The organism is Pseudomonas sp. R2-7-07, assembly GCF_003852355.1.
Lineage (GTDB): Bacteria > Pseudomonadota > Gammaproteobacteria > Pseudomonadales > Pseudomonadaceae > Aquipseudomonas.
In genome coordinates, this window is record NZ_CP027759.1 from 4,272,665 (window position 1) to 4,290,326 (window position 17,662).

Below are 17,662 nucleotides of genomic sequence, written 5' to 3' on the forward strand. Positions count from 1 at the left end.
GAATAGGGAGGGTTTCGCGCGCCATTGATACGTGGCGATACGATTTACCCGATGCGAGGGATTATCCCGACTGAACGGTCGTTGGGCAACGCCTATGTGAACCCGTTATGCACTTAACTTTCAATACGCCAACGATTTTGGCGATATCAGTCAGAAACAATACGCACCACTCGACCCGAGCATCCTGCGCAATGAGAACTCAAGCGAAGAGTGCGTATTCCAAATCTGTTTAAAAAACGACCAATCGACACTGGACTGAATCGGATAGTGATCAATACTTCAAGTGTCGGCGTGACATCTCCCCCAAGTGACGCGTCGACCTGGGTACCGACGGACTGTGTGCCCTTGTTTTACTCCTAATGGTCTTAGCCCGGATTCACCCCCCAGAACCCGGGTTTTTTTTGCCCGCGATTTGAGCGCGATCAGCAAGCCACATGGGCCAGTGGAAACAAACGCCTGAAGTTCTCAGTGGTCTGCTCGGCGAAGCGCTCGTAGGACTCACCGCGCAGCATTGCCAGATAATCCGCCACGTCACGCACATACTCGGGCAGGTTCGGCTTGCCGCGATGGGGGATCGGCGCCAGGTACGGCGAGTCGGTTTCCACCAGCAGCCGGTCGGCAGGCACCTGGCGGGCGACATCACGCAGCGCGTCGGCATTGCGAAAGGTAACGATGCCCGACAGGGAAATATAGAAGCCCAGGTCCAGAGCGGCCTTGGCCATCTCCCAATCCTCGGTAAAACAATGCAATACACCCGCCTGGGGCAGCGCGGCTTCACGCAACAGCGCCAGGGTATCGGCGCGAGCGCCACGGGTGTGGACGATCACCGGTTTGCCGGTCTGTTGCGCGGCCTGCAGGTGCAGGCGGAACGAGGCCTGCTGCAGGTCGGCGGCTTCGGGTTCGTAGTGGTAATCCAGACCGGTTTCGCCAATGGCGACGACGCGCGGGTGATTGAGTTCGCCCAACAGCCAGTCCAGGGCCGGTGCTTCGCCGGGTTTGAGATCCAGCGGGTGGATACCCACCGAACAATCCACGTCGGCGTAGCGATCGGCGAGGGCTTTGACGTCGGCGGCGTTTTCGGCGCTGACGCCGATGCACAGGAAGTGCCCTACCCCGCGCTGGCGCGCAGCTTCAAGGGCGGCGTCAAGGGAGCCGCCGTGCTGAGCGAGGTCGAGTCGATCAAGGTGACAGTGGGAATCTACGAGCATGGGTCTCTACAACTTGAGTTACGGAACGTGTCTAGCCAACGATACACCCGCTGGCCACGGAAATTAACGCCGGCCGAGCAGACCGACCCACTGCACCAGCAGCGCTTCGAGCAAGAGCACGCGGTTGAGGTTGGCCTTGCCGAGCACCTTCTGGCGCTGGGCGAGGATCCAGTCCTGAATGCTCAACACCTTGTCCTGGGCACTTTTCTGCGCCAGGTATTGCACCACCTTGCGCATGTCCGGCAGGCCCAGGCCGTTTTCGTCCTGGGTCAGCTGGTAGCGCAGGATCAGGCTGGACCAGTCGCAGAACCAGTCGAACAACAGCAACAGGGGAATGTCCTTCCACGCAGTTTCGGCCAATTGCGTGGCGGACAGTTCCTGCTTGATCAGCTTCTTCACCCCGTCCACCACCAGTGCACGCTGCTCGCGCACGCCCTGGGCCTGCAGCTTCACCGCAGCCAGTGGGGAGCCTGCGGCCAGGGTCAGCAATTCGACGCGTTCTTCCTCCGAGCAGTCCGGCAGCGCCTGCGCCAGCCATTGCAGGCTCATGGCCTCGCTCGGCAACGGGCACGCCTGCTGCACGCAACGGCTGCGGATAGTCGGCAACAAGCGGCTGGACTGATGGCTCACCAGCAATAGCACGGTGTCGCCGGACGGTTCTTCAAGACTTTTGAGCAGGGCATTGGCGGCATTGATGTTCATCGCCTCCACCGGCTCGATCAGCACCACCTTGCGCCCGCCCATCTGCGCGGTCTGCACCACGAAACTGACGAGGTCACGGACCTGGTCGACCTTGATCGCTTTGTCCGCTTCCTCAGGTTCCAACACATAGTTGTCAGGGTGGCTACCCGCCTTCAGCAGCAGGCAGGATTTGCATGCGCCGCAGGCTTCCAGGCCGACCGGGCGCTGGCACAACAGGCTGGCCATCAAGCGTTCGGCAAGGGCGCGCTTGCCGATGCCTGTCGGGCCGTGCAGCAAATAGGCGTGGGCGTGCTGGGCACGGCCGGCCAATTGTTGCCAGAGGCCGTCCTGCCACGGATAGGCATCAGCCACGAGCGCGCTCCAGCAGGGTGGGCAACAGCGCATCGATGGCGTGCTGCACCTGCGCCAGCGGCTGAGCCGCATCGAGCAGGTGATAACGCGCAGGCTCCGCCTTGGCACGCGCGAGGAACGCAGCGCGCACAGCGTCGAAAAACCCCTGGCCTTCCAGTTCGAAACGATCCAGGCGGCCGCGTGCACTGGCGCGGGCCATCCCCACTTCCACCGGCAGGTCGAACAGCAGGGTCAGGTCTGGACGCAGAGCGCCCTGCACGAAGGTTTCCAGGGTAGCGATACGCTCCAGGCACAACCCACGACCACCGCCCTGGTAGGCGTAGGTGGAGTCAGTGAAACGGTCGCAGATCACCACGGCGCCGCGTGCCAGCGCCGGTCGGATGACCTCGGCCAAATGCTGGGCACGGGCGGCGAACACCAGCAGCAGCTCGGTGTCCGGATTCATCGGCTCATCACCCGGCGCCAGCAATACTTCACGGATGCGCTCGGCCAGCGGCGTACCGCCGGGCTCACGGGTCAACACCACTTCGATGCCGGCAGCACGCAGGCGCTCGGCGAGGTAGTCGCGGTTGGTGCTTTTGCCGGCGCCTTCCGGGCCTTCGAGGGTTATAAACAAGCCAGTCACAGGCAGTCCTTAGTCAGAGTCATTGCGGGCTTTGCGGGGCGCTGGTGTCCGGCGCAGGCTCTGCCGGTCCGTCAACCGGTGGCACCGCGTCGTCCAGCGGCTTGGCTGCCGGTGCCGGGCTGGAACGGTAATCGGCGCGGCGCTTGAGTTGAAATTCACGCACGGCGGCATTATGCGCATCCAGGTCATCCGAGAAAATATGGCTGCCATCGCCACGGGCGACGAAATACAGGCTGCTGCCCGGCACCGGGTTCAGTGCGGCATGAATCGCCTCGCGGCCGACCATGGCGATGGGTGTCGGCGGCAGGCCGGCGATCATGTAGGTGTTGTAGGGGTTGGCTTCCTTGAGATGGGCGCGGGTCAACTTGCCGTTGTAGCGCTCACCCAGGCCGTAGATCACCGTGGGATCGGTCTGCAACATCATGCCCATCTTCAGGCGACGCACGAACACACCGGCAATTTGCCCGCGCTCTTCGGGCACACCGGTCTCCTTTTCTACAAGAGAGGCCATGATCAGCGCTTGATAAGGCTCAGTGTAAGGCGCATCAGGCGCGCGCTTGCTCCACTCCTGGGCCAGTACATCATCGAGGCGGTTGTAGGCCTTCTTCAGGAATTCGACATCGGTCATGCCGCGCACGAAACGGTAGGTGTCGGGAAAGAAGCGGCCTTCAGGGAACACGCCAGGATGGCCGAGCTTGTCCATCACTTCGCTGTCACTCAGGCCCGAGAGGCTCTGCACGATCTTGTCATGCTTAGCCAGGGCCGAGCGTACCTGGCGAAAGTTCCACCCCTCCACCAGGGTCAGGCTGTATTGCACCACTTCCCCACGCTGCCACAGGCCGATCAGGCCTTCGGCGGTCATGCCTGGGGTCATCCGGTATTCGCCGCTGTGCAGCGGCTGGCCCTCGAGGTTGAAACGCCAATAAAGACGCAGCCAGAAGGCACCGTCGAGCACGCCATCGGCTTCCAGACGATTGAAGGTGCCAGTGGGCGTCGCCCCTGTCGGCACATCGAGCAATTGCTCCTGGGTCAAATGCAACGGCTGTTTCAAGGCAGCGTTGTATTTCCAGGCGCAAAAGCCCGCCAGCAAAGCCGCCGAGCACACACCGATCAGCAGCAGTACAACCAGTTTTCGTATCACTCAAATATCCAATAGCGCGCGAACAATGCCCTGCAGTTTACGGGTGAGCGGGCCAACCGACCAGCTCATCCCAGCGCACTCGCATACCGGCCAGATGCCATAAACGCTGTTGCACACAAAGACTTCGTCGGCCTGCTGCAACTGTTCGAGGCTGATGTCGGCCACAGCCACCGGGACGCCCAGCACTTGCGCCTGGGCCAGGATCTCGGCGCGCATCACGCCAGCAACGCCGCAACGCTTCAGATCAGCGGTTAGTAACAAGCCGTTGCGCACCAGGAACAGGTTGCTGAACACACCTTCGATGACACGACCGGACGTATCCAGCATCAAGCCTTCGGCATGCTCGGCATCCTGCCATTCGGCGCGGGCGATCACCTGCTCAAGGCGGTTGAGGTGTTTGAGCCCGGCCAGCAGCGGTTGTTCGGCCAAGCGGGTGACACACGCAAACAGGCGAATGCCGTCGGTTCCATGGGTTTCGGGATAAGCGGCAGGCGGACTGCCCTGCAAGATACGGCGCGCAGCGGCCTTGGGGTCGATGCCATAACCGCGTTGGCTGTCGCCACGGGTCAGGATCAACTTGAGCACGCCATCGCCAAGGGCTGTGGCATAGGCCAGCACCTCGCTACGGACCAGCCCGTGATCTGCGGCTAACCCAAGGCGCCTGCAGCCCTCCTGGAGGCGCTGCAGATGACGGTCAAGCAGCACCGGCTGCCCGGCCTTGACCGCGATGGTTTCAAACACCCCATCGCCATACGCCAGGCCGCGATCTTTCAGGGGCACGCTGTCCGCTGGCTGACCGTCGACCCAGCTGTGCATCACTCGGCGAACCGGCGGAACACCAGCGATCCGTTAGTGCCACCAAAACCGAACGAGTTGGAGATCACCACGTCGATCGGCATCGGTTGCGCTTCGTGAGGCACGAAGTTCAGGTCGCAACCTTCGTCCGGCTCATCGAGGTTGATGGTCGGCGGAGCGACCTGGTCCTTGATGGCCATGACACTGAAGATCGCCTCGACCGCGCCCGCCGCGCCCAGCAGATGGCCGGTCATGGACTTGGTGGAGCTGACGGCCAGCTTATAGGCATGCTCGCCGAACACCGACTTGATGGCCTCGGCTTCCGCCAGGTCGCCGGTCGGCGTCGAAGTGCCATGGGCATTGATGTACTGCACCTGGTCCGCGTTGACCTTCGCATCGCGCAAGGCGTTGGTGATGCAACGCGCGGCACCGGCACCGTCGGCCGGTGGCGAGGTCATGTGATAGGCGTCGCCGCTCATGCCAAAGCCGATCAGCTCGGCATAGATGGTGGCACCGCGCGCCTTGGCATGCTCCAACTCCTCCAGCACCAGGGCGCCGGCACCGTCGGACAGTACGAAACCGTCGCGGCCTTTGTCCCACGGACGGCTGGCACGGGTCGGTTCGTCGTTGCGGGTCGACAGCGCACGGGACGCGCCGAAGCCGCCCATGCCCAGGCCGCAGGCGGCCATCTCGGCGCCGCCGGCGATCATCACGTCGGCTTCATCGTAGGCGATATTGCGCGCCGCCATGCCGATGCAGTGGGTGCCCGTGGTGCACGCCGTTGCGATGGCATAGTTAGGCCCCTGTGCGCCCAGGTGGATCGACAGGAAACCGGAAATCATATTGATGATCGAGCCCGGCACGAAGAACGGTGAAATTCGACGGGGGCCGGAATCGTGCAGCGTGCGGCTGGTTTCTTCGATATTGGTCAGGCCACCAATACCCGAACCCATGGCCACGCCGATGCGCTCACGGTTGGCGTCGGTGACCTCCAGGCCGGCATTGCGCACAGCCTGAAAACCGGCTGCCAGGCCGTACTGAATGAACAGGTCGAGCTTGCGGGATTCCTTGATCGAGAGGTATTCCTCGACATTGAAACCCTTTACCGAGCCGCCAAAACGGGTGGAATAGGCAGAAAGGTCCGTGTGTTCGATCAGACCGATACCACTGTGGCCAGCCAGAATGCCCTGCCAACTGCTTGGCACATCCGTGCCCAGTGGCGACAACATACCCATACCGGTGACTACGACGCGTCTACGCGACACAGCACTCTCCTTTTTCTAATGACGACACTCTGCTTCGCAGCGTACTTTTCGTCACCGCTTAAAGAAAAAACCGCACGCCGTTACAGCAGTGCGGTTTTTCCCTGACAGCAAGCGACGACTACAAACTATTACGCCTGGTGGGCAGTAACGTAGTCGATAGCAGCTTGAACAGTAGTGATTTTTTCAGCTTCTTCGTCCGGGATTTCGGTCTCGAATTCCTCTTCCAGAGCCATCACCAGCTCAACGGTGTCAAGGGAATCGGCACCCAGGTCTTCTACGAAGGAAGCAGTGTTGGTCACTTCTTCTTCTTTGACGCCCAGTTGCTCGGCAACGATTTTCTTGACGCGCTCTTCGATGGTGCTCATACCTTGTTTAACTCCTAATGGACAAATTCAGGCAGCTGGCCAGTGGGTAAGTGTATAGAAAGCCATTTCAGCTTTTCAACTGAAAGCTTCACCCTGTACCCGCTCTGCCACCTGCCTATAAATTAAGTTGCAGCTTTATAACGGATTTTAGACAGCTCGTATGACATATTTTTGAAGCGATCCGTCACAATTTAACTCATGTACATCCCGCCGTTCACTGGAATTGTAGCCCCAGTCACGTATGCCGCACCGTCGGATGCCAGGAAAGTGACCACATTCGCGATCTCTTGAGCCTGGCCCAGACGGCCCAGCGGAATCTGCGTCAGCAAGGCTTCACGCTGTGCTTCCGGCAGTTCGCGGGTCATATCGGTGTCGATGAACCCTGGGGCCACCGAGTTTACCGTAATCGACCGCGAACCGACTTCACGCGCCAGTGCACGGCTGAAACCTTCCAGACCGGCCTTGGCGGAGGCGTAGTTTACTTGGCCGGCGTTGCCCATGGCACCCACTACGGAGCCAATATTGATAATTCGGCCCCAACGCGCCTTGGTCATGCCGCGCAAAACGCCCTTGGACAGGCGGAACAGACTGTTCAGGTTGGTATCGACCACGTCGTACCATTCGTCGTCTTTCATGCGCATCATCAGGTTATCGCGGGTGATACCGGCATTGTTCACCAGAATCGCCGGCGCACCGAACTGAGCGGTGATCTCAGCCAGCACGGCCGCCACGGACGCATCACTGGTCACATTCAGCTCGAGGCCCGTGCCCTGCACGCCGTTTTCCTTGAGGGTCGCGGCGATACGCTCGGCGCCCGAAGCGGAAGTGGCGGTGCCGATCACAACGGCGCCCTGACGGCCCAGCTCCAGGGCGATGGCCTGGCCGATGCCACGGCTTGCGCCGGTAACCAGTGCAACTTTACCTTGCAGACTCATGCAGGCTTCTCCTAAGTACAAAATCGGGATTAAGCGTTCAGGCCAGTGCCGCGAGCGGCAGCGAAGGCTTCAGGGGTATTGAGGTTGGCAGTCGACACACCGTCGGCGCAGCGCTTGTTCAGGCCGGCCAGGACTTTGCCCGGACCGCACTCGACCAGCTCGGTGGCGCCGTTGGCGGCCAGGGTCTGCACCGATTCCACCCAGCGTACTGGCTTGTAGAGCTGCTCCAGCAGGTCGCGCTTGAGGGTGTCGAGGTCAGGGGCAACCGCCGCGCTAACGTTCTGCACCAGCGGGATCTGCGGCGCCTGCCAGTTGATGGCAGCGATAGACTCGGCAAAACGCTCGGCGGCCGGGCGCATCAGTTCGCAGTGCGACGGCACGCTGACCGGCAACGGCAGCGCACGCTTGGCGCCACGGGCCTTGCAGCCTTCGATGGCGCGTTCGACCGCCGCCTTGGCACCGGCGATAACCACTTGGCCAGGGGAGTTGAAGTTGACCGCGCTGACCACTTCGCCCTGGGCCGCTTCGGCACAGGCTTCGATCACCACGACGTCGTCCAGGCCCAGGATAGCGGCCATGCCGCCCTGTCCGGCCGGAACGGCTTCCTGCATCAATTGGCCACGACGCTCGACCAGTTTGACCGCTTCAGCGAGGGTCAGGCTGCCCGCCGCGACCAGCGCGCTGTATTCGCCCAGGCTGTGGCCGGCAACGAACGCCGGGCGCGCGCCGCCTTCGGCCAGCCACAAACGCCACAGGGCGATCGAAGCGGTCAAAATGGCCGGCTGGGTTTTATCGGTTTGATTGAGTTGCTCTTCCGGCCCCTGCTGGGTCAACGCCCACAGGTCATAACCCAGTGCGTCGGAAGCTTCCTTGAAGGTGTCCAGGATCAGCGGGTATTGCGCGCCCAGCTCGGCCAACATGCCGAGGGACTGCGAACCCTGCCCTGGAAAGACGAATGCGAGGGATGTAGACATGTAACAAGCCCCTAATGATCTTGTCGTCGGAAAGAGGCGCCCCTACGGTGGGAGCGCACGAAACTGACAGATTGGATGGTCAATTGAACTGGCCGGTCACATTTAAGCACTCCCGGGCCAATTCGCCTAAGGCAACAGATCCTCGAGACGGCCGTGCAAACGTTGCGGCAGGTTTTCCTGAATCTCGATCACGGCCCGCGCAATGGCACTTTGAAAGCCTTCCACACCGGCCGAACCGTGGCTTTTCACCACAATGCCCTGCAAACCCAGAAAACTCGCGCCATTGTGCCTGGCCGGGGCCAGGTCGGCCTGCAGACGGCGCATCAATGGCAGCGCCAGGGCGCCAACAGCACGCGACACCATGTTCTGTTTGAACAGTGCTTCGATGCGCGTGGCGATCATGGTCGCCAGGCCCTCGCTGGATTTGAGCAGGATATTGCCGACGAACCCGTCGCACACCACCACATCCGCCTCACCACGGTACAAACCGTCACCCTCGACAAAACCGATGTAGTTCAAGCCTCGCGCACCCTGCAGCAATGCAGCGGCGAGCTTGACCTGCTGGTTGCCCTTGATGTCTTCGGTGCCGATGTTCAGCAAGGCTACGCGTGGCCGTACCACGCCCAGCGCTTCGGCCGCCACCGAGCCCATCACGGCGAACTGGAACAGGTGCTCGGCACTGCAGTCGACGTTCGCCCCCAGGTCCAGCAACTGGCAATAACCTTTCTGCGTCGGAATCGCCGCCACCATCGCCGGCCGGTCGATGCCCGGCAGCGTCTTGAGCACATGCCGCGACAAGGCCATCAGCGCGCCCGTATTGCCGGCGCTGACACAGGCCTGCACCTTGCCGTCGCGCAGCAATTGCAACGCCACGCGCATGGACGAGTCGGGCTTGCCGCGCAGGGCCGCTGCCGGCTTTTCGTCCATGGTGATGGCTTCGCTGGCCGCTGTAACCGTCAGGCGCGCACGATCCACCGCCGGATGGCTGGCAATCAGTTCTTCAAGAAGGGAGGGTTGACCGACAAGGGTCAGGTGCAGCGAGGGCGTTGCAGACAGGCTGGCAATGCAGGCCTGAACAATGCTGCGGGGACCGAAGTCCCCGCCCATTGCGTCAATCGCGATGACTTGAGCAGACAAGTGATTACTCGTCAGCGCCCTTGTCGATCACTTTACGGCCACGGTATACGCCTTCTGGCGATACGTGGTGACGCAGGTGAATTTCACCGGTGGTTTTTTCTACAGACAGAGTGCTTGCCGTCAGGGCATCGTGCGAACGACGCATGTCACGGGCAGAGCGGGATTTTTTGTTCTGCTGAACAGCCATAATTGATTAACTCCTAAACGTTTGGGTCACGCTTTAACTGCGCCAATACACTGAACGGGTTGGACCGCGTTACCTCGTCCTCGCTCGGTTCGGGCTCGTCATCGAGACCCGCCGGCTGCTGGCATTCTTCCGGATGATGAGCAGGCACAATGGGCAAGGCGAGCAAAAGCTCCTCCTCGATCAGTGCATGCAGATCCAAAGGATCTTCGCCCAGTTCCAGCACGTCATAACCTTTCGGCAACGACTGGGTATTCGCACCCTCCTTCACCACGGCATAACTGCATTCGCTGTGGATCGGCAGGGTGACCAGCTCAAGACAACGCTGGCAAACCATCTTGACTTCGGTGTCGATAAAACTGTGGATTACCACAGACTTACGTTCATCTCGTTCAAAAACGAATTTGGCCTGGACCGCACCGACAGTGTCGGAAAGCGAGTCGCAGAGTCTCTCCAAATCGGCCAGCGGCAATTCACCTTGAAGGGAAGTGCCACGATCAGCCAATTTGCGCGGGTCAACGTGAGGTGGAATCGGGTCATTCAACATAGGCGCAGCATTATAGGGATGCACCCAGCCATGTCAAAGGAAATTCAGTCCTGTGCGTCAGCCGGTCACGCCGCTAGAATCTGCGGCTGCCTTGAGGAGACGTCCATGCTGCCTTTATTACTTGCGTCCAGCTCGGTTTATCGCCGGGAATTACTGAGCCGCCTGCACTTGCCGTTCACCTGCGGCGCGCCGGATATCGATGAAAGCCATCGCCCGGATGAATCCGCTATTGAGCTGGTCAAGCGCTTGGCCGAAGAGAAAGCGCGCGCCCTCGCCGCCAGTCATCCAGCACACCTGATCATCGGCTCGGATCAGGTGGCTGCGCTTGATGGACGGATTATCGGCAAGCCGCACACCTTCGAAAACGCCCGCGAACAATTGCTGGCAGCCAGCGGCAAGCGTGTGAGCTTCCTCACCGGATTGGCGCTGCTCAATAGCGATACCGGGCACTGCCAGGTGGACTGCATCCCTTTTACCGTGCACATGCGCGAACTGAGCGTTGAACGCATCGAACGCTACCTGCGGATCGAGCAGCCGTATGACTGCGCGGGCAGCTTCAAGGCCGAAGGCCTGGGCGTGAGCCTGTTCCAGAGCACCGAAGGGCCGGATGCGACCAGCCTTGTGGGCCTGCCGCTGATTCGCCTGGTAGATATGCTGCTGGCGGAAGGTGTGCAAATCCCCTGAGAGCACTGCAGATTCAAATGTGGGAGGGGGCTTGCCCCCGATGGCGATTGTCCAGTCAAAGATGTACTGACTGATAATCCGCTATCGGGGGCAAGCCCCCTCCCACATTTTGTCCTGCATTTACTTTGAGAGATCAGCGCAGGGTCGGGCCCTGGAAGCCCATGTACAGGGCCAGCTTCTCAGCCACACTGGCACCGAGCTTTTTGGAGAAGCGGTCAAACGGCGATTCCTCAACCGTGAAATCCACCAACTCCTTCTCGCCAATCACATCCCGCGCCACCGAACTGGCACTGCCCAGGCCGTCGATCAAGCCCAGCGGCAGCGCTTGCTCACCCGACCACACGAGGCCGGAGAACAGCTCTGGATGGTCCTTGTCCCTGAGCCGATCGCCACGCCCTTGCTTGACGCTGGCAATGAACTGACGATGGGTGGTATCGAGCACGCCCTGCCAGAACTGCGTTTCGTCGGCCTTTTGCGGCTGGAACGGGTCGAGGAACGCCTTATGCTCCCCCGACGTGTAGGTGCGACGCTCTACGCCCAGCTTCTCCATGGTGCCGACAAAACCGTAGCCGGCTGCCGTCACGCCAATGGAGCCGACCAGGCTGGCCTTGTCCGCATAGATCTGGTCGGCGGCGCTGGCGATGTAATAGGCACCCGAGGCCCCGAGGTCCGAGATCACCGCATAAAGCTTGGTATCTGGATGCAGGGCGCGCAGACGGCGGATCTCGTCATACACATAACCCGACTGCACCGGGCTGCCACCGGGGCTATTGATGCGCAGGACCACGCCTTTGACCTTGGGGTCTTCGAACGCGGCGCGCAGGCTGCTGACGATATTGTCGGCGCTGGCGGGCTCCTTGTCGGCGATCACCCCGCGCACTTCGATCAAGGCGGTGTAGTGGCTGCTCCGGGTGGCGCTTTTTTCCATGTCCATCAGCGGACTGAACAACGCCAGCATGCCCAGCAGGTACACGAAGGTCAGCAGCTTGAAGAAAATCCCCCAACGCCGCGAGCGACGCTGCTCCTGCACGCTGGCCAACAAGGTCTTTTCCAGCAACTTCCAGCTTTTGTCGTCGCTGCTATCGGCCTTTTCAGGCGCTTTCCACTCGTCACTCATGCCATTAACCCCAGCAAAGACTTATTGAGCCCGACCGAGCCAGGCCTGCAGTTCAGAAAAATGATCGATCTTCAGCCTGGGCTCATATTGCTGCAAGGCTTCGGCCGCCTGGGCGCCGTAGCTGACCGCCACGCTGTCCATGCCCGCATTGCGCGCCATCATCAGGTCGAAGGACGCATCCCCCACCATCAGTGCCTGGCGCGGCGCTACACCGCAGTGAGCCAGGATCTGCTCCAGCATCAGAGGGTGGGGTTTGCTGGCGGTTTCATCCGCGGCACGGGTGATGTCGAAATAATCGTCCCAGCCATGCGCCTTGAGCACGCGGTCGAGCCCGCGCCGGGCCTTGCCGGTGGCCACGGCGAGGTAATAGCCCTGGGCACGGAACGCTTCCAGGGACTGCCTCACACCGTCGAACAGCGGTGAAGGCTCGGCTTCCAGAGCGATGTAGTGATCCGCGTAGTGCTGTCGAAACGCGATCAGTTGCGAGTCGTCGATCTGCGGGTACAGCGTGCGGATGGCCTCAGGCAGGCCCAGGCCAATGATGCCCTTGACCGCCAGGTCGCTGCACGGCTCGAAGCCGGAACGGGTCGAGGCCATGTGCATCGATTCGACAATCCGCCCTATGGAGTTGGCCAGCGTTCCATCCCAGTCGAAGATCAGCAGCTTGTAATCAAGGCGCGACACTCAAACGCTCCACGGTCTTGGCCCACATTTCATCGACTGGCGCCTGCAACTTCAACTCACCGCCATCGGGCAGCGGCACGGTCAGCATATAGGCGTGCAGGAACAGGCGCTTGCCGCCGAGGTCGCGAATTTCCCTGGAGAAATCCTCGTCACCGTATTTGGTATCACCGGCAATGCAATGGCCAGCGTGCAGGGTGTGCACGCGAATCTGGTGGGTACGCCCGGTCACCGGCTTGGCCTCGACCAGGGTGGCGAAGTCGCCGAAGCGGCGCAGCACCTTGAACAGGGTCAGGGCCTCTTTGCCCTCCTCGTCCACTTCCACCATACGTTCACCGGAGCGCAGGTTGCTTTTCTGCAACGGCGCTCGCACGCTCTTGATCGAACTGGCCCAGTTGCCTCGCACCAGCGCCATGTAGCGTTTGTCCACGCCATCGCCACGCAGGGCGGTGTGCAGGTGGCGCAACATGCTACGCTTCTTGGCGATCATCAACAGGCCGGAGGTGTCGCGGTCCAGTCGGTGGACCAGCTCCAGCTCCTTGGCATCCGGGCGCAGCTGACGAAAGGCTTCGATCACGCCGAACGTCAGGCCGCTGCCGCCGTGAACGGCAATGCCGCAGGGTTTGTTGATCACGATGAGTTTGTTATCTTCGAACACGATCGAGGCTTCCAGGCGCTGCAGCAGGCCCTGGGCCAGCGGCACCGGCTCGTCGCGCTCGGGCACACGCACTGGCGGCACCCGGACGATATCGCCCGCCTGCAACTTGTACTCGGGCTTGATCCGACCTTTGTTCACGCGCACCTCGCCTTTGCGCAAGATGCGGTAAATCAAGGTCTTGGGCACGCCTTTGAGCCTGGCCAGGAGAAAATTATCGATGCGTTGGCCGGCATATTCCGGCGAGACCTCGAGCAGCTGGACGCTGGGGGTCTGGGGGGCGGTAGTCGTCATGGCGGCGATGATAACAATTTTTTATGGAATTGAAGCACTTAATCATTGCTGCTATAGTCGCGAACGCCGCCAAAAGCGGCCTGGACAGAGGACTTGCGGCAAACTGCCGGCCCTGACCATCGCAATTCATCAGGACGCGAGGCCGTCCTACGGGGCGTTCGCCACCTTGGAAGGCTTGAGATTGTAACAAGCGCAGGTGACATGAGGCCTGAAGCGAGTGCGCAAAGCAGAGTGAATACTCGCCTTGCGCGCCGATATTTACGGCCAGTTCACAAAGTGCAGTCAGTCTCGGGCCAGACCATGGCGAATGCTTCGGAAACAACGCCTGTTAAGAGCTGAGTGCGAGCGCAGTCGCCCACACCTAGTCTTGTTTAGCCATGAGCGTGGACTCCCCATTGGAGAACACGGTAAATGCCAACCCGCTGCGGATTCTGCGCGCGGCAGCACCCGAATTATCAGGGATACGTGTAGGGTGGAGATGCACAACCGTCGGACCGTGTAGCACTAGGCTTATATTTAGACGCTTCATCTCGTCCACAGTCGCCGGTTGATTCCTCCTCCTGACCTTAGCTTTTGTTGAAGTGGTGCCTTTGTCACCACCGCTAACAAGCAGGACGCGTCCGTCGCGATACCCGCCCAATTGGCAGGTTTTGCTGGACACTGGAGTGGCCAACCACTCTTGACGCACCTGACACCGACCGTGAGAAGTCGTGTGTGCCGAACGCCGTTTCCGGCAGCCCGGAAACCGACGGTACAACATGAAAAGAATGCTGATTAACGCAACCCAACCCGAAGAGTTGCGTGTTGCACTGGTAGATGGCCAACGCCTCTACGACCTGGATATCGAATCCGGTGCCCGCGAGCAAAAGAAGGCCAACATCTATAAAGGCCGTATTACTCGCATCGAACCTAGCCTTGAGGCTGCCTTTGTCGATTTCGGCTCCGAGCGCCACGGCTTCCTGCCCCTCAAAGAAATCTCCCGCGAATACTTCAAGAAGGCCCCCGAAGGCCGGGTGAACATCAAGGACGTCCTGAGCGAAGGCCAGGAAGTCATCGTTCAGGTCGAGAAAGAAGAACGTGGCAACAAGGGCGCCGCCCTGACCACCTTCATCAGCCTGGCTGGCCGTTACCTGGTGCTGATGCCGAATAACCCGCGTGCCGGCGGTATTTCCCGTCGCATCGAAGGCGAAGAGCGCAACGAACTGCGTGAAGCGCTCAACGGCCTGATCGCTCCGGCCGACATGGGCCTGATCGTGCGCACTGCAGGCCTGGGCCGCAGCAGCGAAGAAATGCAGTGGGACCTCGACTACCTGCTGCAACTCTGGACCGCCATCAAAGAAGCCTCCCTGGATCGCTCCGCGCCCTTCCTGATCTACCAGGAAAGCAACGTGATCATCCGCGCCATCCGCGATTACCTGCGCCAGGACATCGGCGAAGTGCTGATCGACAGCGTTGAAGCCCAGGACGAAGCCCTGACCTTCATCCGCCAGGTGATGCCGCAGTACGCCAGCAAGATCAAGCTGTACGAAGACAGCGTTCCGCTGTTCAACCGTTTCCAGATCGAAAGCCAGATCGAGACCGCTTTCCAGCGCGTAGTCGAACTGCCTTCCGGTGGCTCCATCGTGATCGACCCGACCGAAGCCCTGGTGTCCATCGACATCAACTCGGCGCGCGCCACGAAGGGTAGCGACATCGAAGAAACCGCCCTGCAGACCAACCTGGAAGCGGCTGAAGAAATCGCCCGCCAGCTGCGCCTGCGTGATATCGGCGGCCTGATCGTGATCGACTTCATCGACATGACCCCGGCCAAGAACCAGCGCGCCGTGGAAGAGAAAGTCCGCGAATGCCTGGAAGCTGACCGTGCCCGCGTGCAGGTCGGCCGCATCTCGCGCTTCGGCCTGCTGGAAATGTCCCGTCAGCGCCTGCGCCCGTCCCTGGGTGAAAGCAGCGGCATCGTCTGCCCGCGTTGCAACGGCACCGGCATCATCCGTGACGTTGAATCGCTGTCGCTCGCGATCCTGCGCCTGATCGAAGAAGAAGCCCTGAAAGACCGCACCGCCGAAGTTCGCGCACAAGTGCCGATTCCGGTTGCCGCCTTCCTGCTCAACGAAAAACGCAACTCGATCACCAAGATCGAACTGCGCACCCGTGCCCGTATCGTCATCCTGCCGAACGATCACCTCGAGACGCCGCACTTCGAAGTGCAGCGCCTGCGCGATGACAGCCCGGAAGCCCACAGCGGCCAGTCCAGCTACGAAATCGCCGCTGCCGCTGCCGAAGTGGAAGAAGTCCAGCCAGCCGCTGCGACCCGCACCCTGGTTCGCCAGGAAGCTGCGGTGAAGACCGCACCGGCCCGTGCCAACGCACCGGTTCCGGTTGAAGCCGCCGCTCCGGTTGCCGCACCGGCCGCCCTGCCTGAGCCAAGCCTGTTCAAAGGCCTGGTGAAATCCCTGGTCAGCCTGTTCGCCACCAAGGAAGAGCCCGCCGCGCCGGTTGTGGTTGAAAAAACCGCCGCCGAACGCCCTGCGCGCAACGAAGAACGTCGCAACGGTCGTCAGCAGAGCCGTAACCGCAACGGTCGCCGCGACGAAGAGCGCAAGCCGCGCGAAGAACGTGCTCCGCGTGAAGAACGCGCGCCCCGTGAAGAGCGTGCACCTCGCGAAGCCCGTGAAGAAACCCCGACCGTAGCCCGTGAAGAACGCGCACCTCGCGAAGAGCGCGCACCGCGCACTCCACGTGCTCCACGTGAAGACCGCAAGCCGCGTGGCGAGCGTGAAGAACGTGTGCGCGAACTGCGCGAGCCTCTGGACGCGGCACCTGCCGTTGCCGCCGCCGCAGCCGCAACCACCGAAGAACGCCCGGCTCGTCAGCCGCGTGAAGAGCGCGCGCCACGTGAGGAACGTCAACCACGTGCTCCGCGTGAAGAGCGTCAACCGCGCGCCGAACAAGCCGCTGCCGCCAGCGAAGAAGAAGTGCTGACCGGCGAAGAGCAACTGCAGGAAGAGGGCCAGGACAACGCCGAAGGCGATCGTCCACGCCGCCGCTCCCGTGGTCAGCGTCGTCGCAGCAACCGTCGTGAGCGTCAACGTGATGCCAACGGCAACGTGATCGAAGGTCCGGAAGAAGCCGGCGAGCACGCAGAAACTGGCAACCACGAACCGACCGGTGACGAACTGGCTGCCGGCCTGGCCGTGACTGCCGCCGTGGCCAGCTCGGTCATCAGCGCACCGGCTGAAGCCCAGGCTCATGAGCAGGCTGAACGCGCTACCGCCGCTGTCGAAGAGACTGCTGCTTTCGAAGAGACCGCTACGGTAGAAGCGCCTGTTGCCGAGACTCCAGTGGTTGAAGCACCTGTGGTGGAAGCCACTACCCCAATCGAAACCCCAGTGGTTCCGGAAGTGGAAGTAGCACCGGTTCGCGACGCTCAACCCGTGACCGAGGTGGTTGCCGTTGAAGTCGCCCCGGTCGTCGAGCCTGAGCCAGTGGTTCAAGCGCCCGAGCAAGCACCGGTTGCTGAAGAAGCTGCTCCAGTGGTGCGTGAAGTTCGCGAAGAACAGACCGCCTTCCAATGGACTGCCGAATCTGCCGCTCCGGTTGAAGCGCCCGCTCCTGCCCCCGTGGTAGAAGAGGCACCCGCTCCGGTTGCAGATGTCGTAGTGGCCGAGCCGACCCCAGAGGTCGAAACTGCCCCCGTGGTTGAGCCCGCCCCAGTCGTTGAGCATGCCCCCGTGGTTGAAGCGCCGGTAGTGGCCGAAGTCGCTGCTCCGGTGGTTGAAGCTGCACCGGCAAGCGCCCTGACTGAAAACGGCCGTGCACCGAACGACCCACGTGAAGTGCGTCGTCGCCGCAAGGAAGCCGAGGCTGCCGCCGCTGCTGCCGCGTTAGAGCAAAACGCCCAGGAAGAAGAGCACGAGCCTAAACCCCTCGTCTGATTCCATCAGCCAATAAAAAGCCCCGCCTGAGCAATCAGGCGGGGCTTTTTATTGCAAATAAATCGAACAC

The 17,662-nt window shown here is 61.3% G+C and carries 17 protein-coding genes; 2 read left to right on the forward strand and 15 right to left on the reverse strand.

What is annotated here, in order from left to right; genetic code table 11:
* Positions 1-422: 422 nt before the first annotated feature.
* The 12 genes from C4J86_RS19560 to C4J86_RS19615 form a co-directional block, all read right to left on the reverse strand.
* On the reverse strand, positions 423-1,208 hold the full coding sequence (locus C4J86_RS19560; protein WP_124364005.1) for a TatD family hydrolase: 786 nt from the start codon (positions 1,206-1,208) through the stop codon (positions 423-425).
* A 63-nt stretch (positions 1,209-1,271) separates the two neighbouring features.
* Positions 1,272-2,261 (reverse strand): DNA polymerase III subunit delta', encoded by a 990-nt coding sequence (locus C4J86_RS19565; protein WP_124371568.1) that lies wholly within the window; start codon positions 2,259-2,261, stop codon positions 1,272-1,274.
* Complete coding sequence (gene tmk, locus C4J86_RS19570) at positions 2,254-2,886, reverse strand: dTMP kinase (protein WP_124368023.1); 633 nt, start codon at positions 2,884-2,886, stop codon at positions 2,254-2,256. Before tmk ends, C4J86_RS19565 begins: the two co-directional genes overlap by 8 nt.
* Before the next feature lie 19 nt (positions 2,887-2,905).
* Positions 2,906-4,027 carry an endolytic transglycosylase MltG gene (gene mltG, locus C4J86_RS19575; RefSeq protein WP_124371569.1) on the reverse strand — a complete coding sequence of 374 codons (1,122 nt, stop codon included), beginning with the start codon at positions 4,025-4,027 and terminating at the stop codon, positions 2,906-2,908.
* Positions 4,028-4,843: an aminodeoxychorismate lyase gene (gene pabC, locus C4J86_RS19580; RefSeq protein WP_124371570.1), complete on the reverse strand. Its 816-nt coding sequence runs from the start codon at positions 4,841-4,843 to the stop codon at positions 4,028-4,030. It lies immediately after the preceding gene.
* Complete coding sequence (gene fabF / locus C4J86_RS19585; RefSeq protein ID WP_124364010.1) at positions 4,843-6,087, reverse strand: beta-ketoacyl-ACP synthase II; 1,245 nt, start codon at positions 6,085-6,087, stop codon at positions 4,843-4,845. Before fabF ends, pabC begins: the two co-directional genes overlap by 1 nt.
* Positions 6,088-6,215: 128 nt before the next feature.
* Positions 6,216-6,452 (reverse strand): acyl carrier protein, encoded by a 237-nt coding sequence (acpP, locus tag C4J86_RS19590; RefSeq protein WP_010566559.1) that lies wholly within the window; start codon positions 6,450-6,452, stop codon positions 6,216-6,218.
* Positions 6,453-6,643: 191 nt separating this feature from the next.
* Positions 6,644-7,387, reverse strand: coding sequence for a 3-oxoacyl-ACP reductase FabG (fabG, locus tag C4J86_RS19595; protein ID WP_124368026.1), 744 nt, complete (start codon positions 7,385-7,387; stop codon positions 6,644-6,646).
* A gap of 29 nt (positions 7,388-7,416) precedes the next feature.
* Entirely contained in the window at positions 7,417-8,361 is a 945-nt protein-coding gene (gene fabD, locus C4J86_RS19600) for an ACP S-malonyltransferase (RefSeq protein WP_124371571.1), read from the reverse strand.
* Between the two features lie 126 nt (positions 8,362-8,487).
* Positions 8,488-9,498: a phosphate acyltransferase PlsX gene (gene plsX / locus C4J86_RS19605; protein WP_124371572.1), complete on the reverse strand. Its 1,011-nt coding sequence runs from the start codon at positions 9,496-9,498 to the stop codon at positions 8,488-8,490.
* Positions 9,499-9,502: 4 nt separating this feature from the next.
* A complete protein-coding gene (gene rpmF / locus C4J86_RS19610; protein ID WP_008152339.1) occupies positions 9,503-9,685 on the reverse strand; it encodes a 50S ribosomal protein L32 in 183 nt (60 codons plus the stop codon).
* Between the two features lie 13 nt (positions 9,686-9,698).
* Positions 9,699-10,229 (reverse strand): YceD family protein, encoded by a 531-nt coding sequence (locus C4J86_RS19615; RefSeq protein WP_124364014.1) that lies wholly within the window; start codon positions 10,227-10,229, stop codon positions 9,699-9,701.
* Positions 10,230-10,334: 105 nt separating this feature from the next.
* On the opposite strand from C4J86_RS19615, the gene C4J86_RS19620 reads away from it, so the two are divergent.
* A complete protein-coding gene (locus C4J86_RS19620) occupies positions 10,335-10,913 on the forward strand; it encodes a nucleoside triphosphate pyrophosphatase (RefSeq protein WP_124371573.1) in 579 nt (192 codons plus the stop codon).
* A 133-nt stretch (positions 10,914-11,046) separates the two neighbouring features.
* Here the strand turns inward: C4J86_RS19620 and C4J86_RS19625 are convergent, their stop codons facing one another.
* The 3 genes from C4J86_RS19625 to rluC are packed head-to-tail and all read right to left on the reverse strand — an operon-like array spanning position 11,047 to position 13,660.
* Positions 11,047-12,030 carry a S49 family peptidase gene (locus C4J86_RS19625; protein WP_124371574.1) on the reverse strand — a complete coding sequence of 328 codons (984 nt, stop codon included), beginning with the start codon at positions 12,028-12,030 and terminating at the stop codon, positions 11,047-11,049.
* Positions 12,031-12,051: 21 nt separating this feature from the next.
* Entirely contained in the window at positions 12,052-12,714 is a 663-nt protein-coding gene (locus C4J86_RS19630; RefSeq protein WP_124371575.1) for an HAD-IA family hydrolase, read from the reverse strand.
* The gene (gene rluC, locus C4J86_RS19635; protein ID WP_065951059.1) at positions 12,701-13,660 is read right to left on the reverse strand and encodes a 23S rRNA pseudouridine(955/2504/2580) synthase RluC; all 960 of its coding nucleotides are present in this window, start codon (positions 13,658-13,660) and stop codon (positions 12,701-12,703) included. Before rluC ends, C4J86_RS19630 begins: the two co-directional genes overlap by 14 nt.
* Before the next feature lie 758 nt (positions 13,661-14,418).
* On the opposite strand from rluC, the gene rne reads away from it, so the two are divergent.
* The gene (gene rne, locus C4J86_RS19640) at positions 14,419-17,592 is read left to right on the forward strand and encodes a ribonuclease E (RefSeq protein ID WP_372238193.1); all 3,174 of its coding nucleotides are present in this window, start codon (positions 14,419-14,421) and stop codon (positions 17,590-17,592) included.
* The last annotated feature ends 70 nt before the right edge of the window (positions 17,593-17,662 follow it).